2 protein-coding genes are annotated in these 619 nt (G+C 66.7%); both read left to right on the top strand.

What is annotated here, in order from left to right; genetic code table 11:
• Positions 1–392, top strand: a 392-nt coding sequence (locus LPA54_RS35025) for a hypothetical protein (RefSeq protein ID WP_228984642.1), incomplete at its 5' end; no start/stop codon positions are given.
• Positions 393–394: 2 nt separating this feature from the next.
• Positions 395–619: hypothetical protein (locus LPA54_RS35020; RefSeq protein WP_228984641.1), on the top strand; the 225-nt coding region annotated here is incomplete at its 3' end.

Raw genomic sequence — 619 nt, 5'->3', positions numbered from 1 at the left:
ACCTGCGCCTGGAGGATCTGCGCGGCGCGCTGCTCACCGAGAGCAAGAGCGGCTACAAGTTGCGTCTCGACGCCCCGAGCGCTATCAGCGACAAGTCCTCGACGTTTGAGGTGGTCCGGGCTATGGCCGCCGCCTGGGACCAGGGCGCCACCGAAGGCGTTGCCGCTGTCGTCGCTGAGTCTGACCGGCAACCTACTGACGCGCACCTGTGGGCCGTCGTCGGGGAGATCCTCGCGCAGCTGCCTCCCAGCGACACAGTGGCCAAGGCTCTCACAGCCGTTCAGCGCAACGCCGGCACCATCGCCAACCTTGCGCACCGCGTCGCCACCGAGCTCGCCGCCAGCGAGCGCGTTGACCAGCCCACCCTTCCTTTCACCATTAAGGAGTCTTGAGCATGTCGACCGCCACCGTTTCGCACTGGGCCGACGTCCTCACGCTCCGACCCGAGGTCACTGCGTCCGACGGCTCAGTGGGCGAGCTGCAGATGAGCCTGCACAAGGCCGTCTACCAGACCGTTGACGTGCCTTACCGCAAGGTCGACTACTACGGCGACATCACCCAGCCCACCCCGAACCTCGTCGGCTTCTTCAGCCGTGTCGCCCGTCGGCTGGGTACCGAC

Source organism: Streptomyces sp. DH12 (genome assembly GCF_020873895.1).
GTDB lineage: Bacteria > Actinomycetota > Actinomycetes > Streptomycetales > Streptomycetaceae > Streptomyces.
The sequence above is the reverse complement of the archived record's forward strand: the minus strand, read 5'-3'. Positions and strand labels throughout refer to the sequence as shown.